Source organism: Alteriqipengyuania abyssalis, from assembly GCF_019857185.1.
Classification (GTDB): Bacteria; Pseudomonadota; Alphaproteobacteria; order Sphingomonadales; family Sphingomonadaceae; genus Alteriqipengyuania; species Alteriqipengyuania abyssalis.
Map to the genome: position 1 here is coordinate 93870 of NZ_JAHWXP010000005.1, position 6945 is coordinate 100814.

Annotated in this window: 6 protein-coding genes and 1 pseudogene; 4 read left to right on the forward strand and 3 right to left on the reverse strand. The window is 65.8% G+C overall.

The genetic code is table 11. The features are described from left to right. The first annotated feature begins 3 nt into the window (after nucleotides 1-3). The 4 genes from KYN89_RS15185 to KYN89_RS15200 all read left to right on the forward strand — a co-directional run bounded on the left by KYN89_RS15185 (nucleotide 4) and on the right by KYN89_RS15200 (nucleotide 5384). The gene (locus KYN89_RS15185; RefSeq protein ID WP_222825855.1) at nucleotides 4-1440 is read left to right on the forward strand and encodes a serine hydrolase domain-containing protein; all 1437 of its coding nucleotides are present in this window, start codon (nucleotides 4-6) and stop codon (nucleotides 1438-1440) included. Nucleotides 1441-1523: 83 nt separating this feature from the next. Then, complete coding sequence (locus KYN89_RS15190; RefSeq protein ID WP_222825856.1) at nucleotides 1524-3668, forward strand: prolyl oligopeptidase family serine peptidase; 2145 nt, start codon at nucleotides 1524-1526, stop codon at nucleotides 3666-3668. 324 nt (nucleotides 3669-3992) lie between these two features. Next, nucleotides 3993-4526, forward strand: coding sequence for a hypothetical protein (locus KYN89_RS15195; protein WP_222825857.1), 534 nt, complete (start codon nucleotides 3993-3995; stop codon nucleotides 4524-4526). Between the two features lie 57 nt (nucleotides 4527-4583). Beyond that, complete coding sequence (locus tag KYN89_RS15200) at nucleotides 4584-5384, forward strand: hypothetical protein (RefSeq protein ID WP_248285339.1); 801 nt, start codon at nucleotides 4584-4586, stop codon at nucleotides 5382-5384. 53 nt (nucleotides 5385-5437) lie between these two features. Here the strand turns inward: KYN89_RS15200 and KYN89_RS15205 are convergent, their stop codons facing one another. The 3 genes and pseudogenes from KYN89_RS15205 to KYN89_RS15215 all read right to left on the reverse strand — a co-directional run. Then, complete coding sequence (locus KYN89_RS15205; protein WP_222825858.1) at nucleotides 5438-6205, reverse strand: trimeric intracellular cation channel family protein; 768 nt, start codon at nucleotides 6203-6205, stop codon at nucleotides 5438-5440. 47 nt (nucleotides 6206-6252) lie between these two features. Next, nucleotides 6253-6687: a VOC family protein gene (locus KYN89_RS15210; RefSeq protein ID WP_222825859.1), complete on the reverse strand. Its 435-nt coding sequence runs from the start codon at nucleotides 6685-6687 to the stop codon at nucleotides 6253-6255. Further along, a pseudogene (locus KYN89_RS15215) lies at nucleotides 6684-6945 on the reverse strand (hypothetical protein); the annotation flags it as partial. The pseudogene KYN89_RS15215 and the gene KYN89_RS15210, both read right to left, overlap by 4 nt.

Genomic DNA, 6945 nt, shown 5'->3' on the forward strand with positions numbered 1-6945 from the left:
GCCATGATCCGGACCAGCCTCGCCGCGCTTGCGGCACTCGCCCTGCCTGCCTCGCTCGCGGCGCAATCGACCACGCAGGAACAGCTCGACGCGCGCTACGACCGCGCGCTCGCTGCCGGGTACAAGGCGCTGTTCCTGTGCAGCGCTCTCGCCAACGCCCAGCGCAACGGGGCGGAGCGGACGCCAGAAAGTGTCGAGGCATGGGAACTGAGCGGCATCTACCCGCGGATCGACGCGATCATCGGCGATCTCGACTACACGATCCTGCCCGATGCGGCGGGCCGGGTCGCGCTGGTGCAGGTCGACTGGGCGGACGACATGCCGCCGCGATTCGCCGAAGCCTCGCACGATCAGGGCTGCCGCCTCGCGCCGATCGGGCTGGAGGCGCCGATGCCCGAGATGCGGGTGCCTCCCCTGCCGGGCGAGGAGCAGGCGAGCGCGGATGCAACGCCAGACGGCGCTGGTCTGACAATTCCGATCATGGCGGTCGAGACCGGCGAGCGAACGGCGAAGGCCTCACCAAGCGCGCTCGACAAAGTGATCGGGCGTGCCTTCGCCCCGGACTATGGCGATGGCGCGAGAACCACCGCCGTTGTGCTTCGCCACAGAGATCGCGGCGACGGAAAGATTGAGCAGGGCCGATACGCCCCCGGCTTCGGTCCGGACACGCCCCAGCGCACCTGGTCGGTCGCAAAGAGCATTGCCGCGACGCTGATTGGCGCGGCAGTCCAGCGGGGCGATGCGGAGGTGACCGACGGGCTCGCCTTCGACCAGTGGCGGTGGGACGCGCGCCGGACCATCACGATCGACAATTTCCTGCGCATGGCCTCGGGCCGGTACAGCGATACGCCGGGCAATCGGACCGACCCGCTCTACATGGGCGGCGCGCTGGTGGCGGAGAGCGCGACCGGATGGCCGCTGCTCCACAAGCCGGGGACCGTGTTCCGCTATGCCAACAACGACACGCTGATGGCGGTCAAGGCGATCGAGGATACGTTCGATACCTATGATCCCGCCGACCTGTTCAGCGATATCGGGATGACCGGCGCGGTCGCGGAGACCGACTGGGGGACCGACTATATCCTGTCGAGCCAGGTGTGGGCGACCGCGGACGATCTCGCGAAGCTGGGCCAGCTTTACCTCAACGACGGCGTGACACAGAGCGGCAAGCGCCTGCTGCCGGAGAACTGGCGGGAATATGTCTCCACCCCCAGCGGGCCGCAGCCCGATGGCGAGCTGGGCTATGGCGCGGGCTGGTGGCTGATGAACAAGAGCGAGGGTATCCCGCCGGACACCTTCGCCGCGATGGGCAACCGCGGGCAATATGTCGTCGTGGTACCGAGCCGCGATGTGGTGATCGTCCGGCGCGGGGAAGACCCCGTCGGCTCCCGGTTCGACATCATCGCCTTCACCCGCGACATGCTCGCCGCGATGGAGTGATCCTGCGCAGCGAGTTGCACGCTGCCCGCCATCGACTAGATATCCTGCACCAGTTTCCCCGACCAACGAGAGGACGCCACCCCATGCTTCGCAACAGCCTTCTTACCGGAGCCGCCACCGCACTGGTTGCGGTCGCGATGCCCGCCGCCGCGCAGGATCTGACCGCGCCTGACTATCCCGAAACCCGTACCGGCGATGTCGTGGAAGAGCACTTCGGGCAGCAGGTCGCAGATCCCTATCGCTGGCTCGAGAACGATGTCCGCACCGACAAGGAAGTCGCCGACTGGGTCGCGCGCGAGAATGCCGTCACCGACGCCTTCCTCGCCCGCCTGCCGGGACGCGAGGTGCTGAAGAAGCGGATCACGCAGCTGACCGATTACGAGCGCTTCGGCCTGCCGACCGACAAGGACGGGCACTATTTCTACACCCGCAATAACGGGCTGCAGAACCAGAGCGTACTCTATGTGCGCGACGGGCTGGATGGGGAGGCGCGCGTGCTGATCGACCCCAATGAATGGTCGGAAGACGATGCCACCGCGCTCGCCGATTATGCGATCACCGATGATGGCAGCAAGCTGCTCTACGCGATCCAGGATGGCGGCAGCGACTGGCGCACGGTCAAGGTGATGGATGTCGCCACCGGCACGGTGCTGCCCGACACGGTCGAATGGGTGAAGTTCTCCAATCTCGACTGGGCGAAGGACGGCAGTGGCTTCTACTACAGCCGCTTCCCGGCGACGGGCGAGGGCGAGACGTTTCAGGCGCTCAACACCAACCAGCAGGTCTATTTCCACACGCTCGGCACCGATCAGGATGGCGACACGCTGGTCTACGAGACGCCCGACCAGCCCGAGCTGAACCACACCGCGCAGGTGAGTGATGATGGCCGCTGGCTGGTCGTCACCAGCTCCAGCGGGACCGACGATCGCTACGAAGTGACGCTGATCGATCTGGAGCGCCCCGATGCCGACCAGATGACCTTGGTCCCCGGGTTCGAGAACAACTATTCCTATGTCGGCAACCTCGGCAGCCGGTTCTTCTTCGTCACCAACGACGATGCGCCGCTGAAAAAGGTAGTGACGGTGGATGTCACCGCGCCGCAGCAGGGCTGGAGCACGGTGATCCCCGAAAGCGAGCAGACGCTCGACGGAGTGTCGCTGGTCGGCGGCAAGCTGATCGCCAGCTATCTGGTCGACGCCAAGAGCAAGATCGAGGTGTTCGGCCTGGACGGCACGCCGCAGGGCGAGGTCGCACTGCCCGGCATCGGTAGCGCGGGCGGCTTCGGCGGCGATCCTGAACAGACTGAGACGTTCTACGCCTTCTCCAGCTACAACCGCCCCACGACTATCTACCGCTACGATGTCGCGAGCGGCGAGAGCACGATCTGGGCCCAGCCCGAGGTTTCCTTCGATCCGGACGATTTCGTGGTCGAACAGAAGTTCTACACTTCGAAGGATGGCACGCGGGTGCCGATGTTCCTAGTCCGCAGCAAGGCGGTGGCCGAGAGCGGCAAGGCGGTGCCGACGCTGCTCTATGGCTATGGCGGGTTCAACATTTCGCTCACCCCGGGCTTCAGCCCCTCGCGCCTCGCATGGGTCGAATCGGGTGGCGCCTACGTGGTCGCCAACATCCGGGGCGGCGGCGAATACGGCAAGGCCTGGCACGATGCCGGGCGCCTGAACAACAAGCAGAACGTGTTCGACGATTTCATCGCTGCGGGTGAATACCTGATCGATGAAGGGATCACGCCGGAAGATGGTCTCGCGATCCAGGGGGGATCGAACGGTGGCCTGCTGATCGGCGCGGTGACCAACCAGCGGCCCGATCTGTTCGCGGCGGGCAATGCGGCCGTGGGCGTGATGGACATGCTGCGCTTCGACCAGTTCACCGCCGGTCGCTATTGGGTTGACGATTATGGCTATCCCAGCAAGGAAGCCGACTGGAAGGTGCTGCGCGCCTATTCGCCGTACCACAACATCCGTTCGGGCGTGGATTACCCCGCGCTGCTGGTGACCACCGCCGATACCGACGACCGCGTGGTTCCCGGGCACAGCTTCAAGTACACCGCCGCGCTGCAGGCGGCTGACCTTGGTGACAAGCCGCAGCTGATCCGGATCGAGACCCGCGCGGGCCACGGTTCGGGCAAGCCGACCGACAAGGCAATCGAGGAAGCGGCCGACGTGCTCGCCTTCCTCGCCGCGTTCACCGGGCTCGAAATCGAGAAGTAGGGCATACAATTCGAGCGAAGCGGGGCCTTCGGGCTCCGCTTCGTGTTTCGAGCGCGCATCGCGAGTCGAAATGGCGCCTTGGCTTGCTGAACCAAGCTTAACGAAGCAGCATTGCGAGACGGGCCTCGGCGACGTTTCCGATACAAATCATGTTGTAAAACCAGCGGCAAACCACAGGAAACTGCGGAATTCCGCCCGTTCAGGTTTGAGGCCATTTGTATTAACAATGGCTTTCGCCGTAATTCAGTCACACCTCACCGGGTGGTCTCTAGAACAGTTGGTGTTCGGGCAATGGCGCTCGGCACCACAGTGAGGAGACACACAATGCAAAGCTTCACCAAGGCCGCCCTGTGCACCGCTGCCGCGGGCGCCATGGCCTTCACCACCGCCGCCCCTGCCGATGCCCAGCGCTATCGCGACCGCGACAATGACGGGATCAGCGCGGGCGAAGTCATCGCCGGCGCGCTGATCATCGGCGGGATCGCCGCGATCGCTTCCGCTTCCAACCGCGACCGTTATCGGGACGACCGTTATCGCGACAATTACTACCGTTCCAACGGCAACCCGCGCCGCGCGATCGACAAGTGCGTCCGCGTTGCCGAGAATCAGGCCCGCCGGGCCGGCTATCGCTACGCCAACGTGGTCGACATCAACCGGGTTCGCGACACCCGCCGTGGCTGGAACATCACCGGCCGGATCGAGGTCGATGGGGCGCGCGGCTATCGTGACCAGCGCCGTGGTTACGACCGGCGCGGCTATGACCGTCGCGGCGACAGCGGCCGGTTCAGCTGCGAAATCCGTCGCGGCCGGGTGGTCGACATCGATTATCGCGGGATTCGTGGTCTCAACCGGATCTGACCCGCGCCAGTTCGTCGCGACGTTCGCGTAGCGACAGGGGAAAGGCGGTTCAGCCCCATGACAGGGCTGGCCGCCTATTCCGGTTTCACGGTCGCGCCGGGGTTCTCCCCGGATTGCATGAAAGACAACAGGACAATGCGCCAACTGACCACGTTTTCGCTTGCCGGTGCCACTGCGGCGCTGGCTCTCTCCCCGGTACAGGCAGCCCAGTTACCGCCGATGGCTCAGCCCGCTGCGCAGATCGCGCCGGTCGCGGCTACCGGCTCCGACTTGAGAGTGGACGAGGCGCAGCAATATCGCCGCTATCGCTATCACCGGCGCCATCGTGGCGGCGGGGTGGACGCGGGCGACGTGATCGCGGGCGCGCTGATCCTGGGTGGCATCTTCGCCATCGCCAGCGCGGCCACCAATTCGAACAACGACGACCGCGACTATGTCCGCAACGACGAGTTCGACCGGGCGGTGGATCGCTGTATCTCCCGCGTAGAGCGCCAGTCGCGTGTCGGCTCGGTCGACAATGTCGGGCGGACCGGCAGCGGCTATTCGGTGACCGGCACGACCTATGACGGCAGCGGCTTTACCTGCCGCGTCAACCGTTCGGGGCAGGTCCTCGATGTCCGCTATGGCCGCGGTTACCAGGGCTATGACGGCTACCAGTCGGATCAGGGGTACGGCGACTCGCAGTACTCTGACGAGGCCTATGCCCGCGCGCGCGGCAACACCTATGCGACGCAGAGCTATGGCTACCCCTCGCAGGGCAGCACCGCGCAGCCTGCCTATCCCGGCGGACCGGTGCCGGGCGAGGACTACGACGACTATGATGGCGACCCGGACGATGGCTACGGCGAGCCCTATTGATCGGGCCCGCTAGGCTGTCTCCGTCGCCGGGATGATCGAGAGACCCTCGAACACTATGTTCGGGGGTCTTCTTCCTGGGGCAGGGCGTCCTCTTCGAAGAAAATCCCGTCGCTTTCCGGGGCAATCGCCTCGGCCACCGCTTCCGCGCCGATCTCGGTCTCGCGGTCGCTGGCCATTTCGCGTTCGTGGAACGCGGGCAGGCCGAGGTTGTAGCGGATCGCCGCGCTGCGCAGCACAAGCCCAGCAAATGCCGCCACCGCCCAGACGAGCCAGTCGCTCACCCCGTGCGGGTCGAACAGCCACATTCCGAAGCTGCACAAGGTCGCCGACAGGGCGGCTGCCGTCACGTAAAGCTCAGGCCGCATCAGGATCGACGGGCGGCCCGCAATCACATCGCGAATGGTTCCGCCAACGGTGCCGGTGATGATCCCCATGATCGTGGCCGAGATCGGCGGCAGGCCGTAGCTCATCGCCTTCGCCGCGCCGAGCACCGAATAGGCCGCCAGCCCGACGCCATCGGCGTAGTCGAACAGCTTGCCCTGCCACCAGCGGGTCGGCGTGTTCCACACGATCGCGGCCATCGAGATACACACCGCCGCGTACCAAGGATGGCGCACCCAGAAGACCGGCGCGTCGATCAGCAGATCGCGCACGGTGCCGCCCCCGACGCCGGTCATCAGCGCAAAGAAGCCCATCGTCACGAAAGTCTGCCGCTCGCGCGCGGCGATCAGCGCGCCCGACAGCGCGAACACGGCGACCCCGACCAGATCCAGCCAGTCGAGCACGGGGGTCAGGATTACGGAGGCGTCGGCAACAGGCATGGCAGCCTGCTAGCGGTGCAGGATCGCGGGCACAATCGGCAGCGGGATCAGTCCTTCGCGAACAGCTTGTCCGGGTCGGCCATAGCCTTGATCTCCAGCGCGTTGCCGCTGGGATCGCGGAAGAACATTGTCGCCTGCTCGCCGGGCTGCCCCTTGAAGCGCACGGTCGGCTCGATCACGAACTCCAGGCCTGCGCCGGTCAGCCTGTCGGCGAGCGCCTGCCACTGGTCCATCGGCAGCACCACGCCGAAATGGGGCACCGGCACGGCCTCTCCATCGACCGCATTGCGATCCTCTCCCGCAGCGCGCGCGGCGACTGCGGCGGGCGCCACGTGAGCCACGATCTGGTGGCCGTAGAAATCATAGTCGACCCAGTCACGATCCGAGCGCCCTTCGCGGCAGCCGAGCAGCGCGCCGTAGAAATTGCGCGCCGCGTCGAGATCGTGAACGGGGAAGGCGAGATGGAAGGGGGGAATGCTCATGCCCGTTCTTGTGCCGCATCGGGCAGGGCGAACGCAACCGCGTGGGCGAGCGCGAAGCCGATGATCGCAGCCGCGCCATATCCGGCAAGCGGGGTGGGGTAGTTTGACATCAGCGCGGCGAGCCAGAAGCCGAACAGGCTCATGCCGATGGGATAGCGCGCGCTTCGCGGCAGGCCGGTGCCGAACAGCATGATCAGCACTGCGCCGGCAAGCGAGAGCGCGATGAGAGCGGCACACAGGCGACGAGCCGGGAGCGCC

Excerpts from the sequence above, each read along its gene's own strand:
- KYN89_RS15190 (WP_222825856.1), top strand. The coding sequence starts at position 1,524 with ATGCTTCGCAACAGCCTTCTTACCGGAGCCGCCACCGCACTGGTTGCG.
- KYN89_RS15185 (WP_222825855.1), top strand. The coding sequence starts at position 4 with ATGATCCGGACCAGCCTCGCCGCGCTTGCGGCACTCGCCCTGCCTGCC.
- KYN89_RS15195 (WP_222825857.1), top strand. The coding sequence starts at position 3,993 with ATGCAAAGCTTCACCAAGGCCGCCCTGTGCACCGCTGCCGCGGGCGCC.
- KYN89_RS15205 (WP_222825858.1), bottom strand. The coding sequence starts at position 6,205 with ATGCCTGTTGCCGACGCCTCCGTAATCCTGACCCCCGTGCTCGACTGG.
- KYN89_RS15210 (WP_222825859.1), bottom strand. The coding sequence starts at position 6,687 with ATGAGCATTCCCCCCTTCCATCTCGCCTTCCCCGTTCACGATCTCGAC.
- KYN89_RS15200 (WP_248285339.1), top strand. The coding sequence starts at position 4,584 with ATGACAGGGCTGGCCGCCTATTCCGGTTTCACGGTCGCGCCGGGGTTC.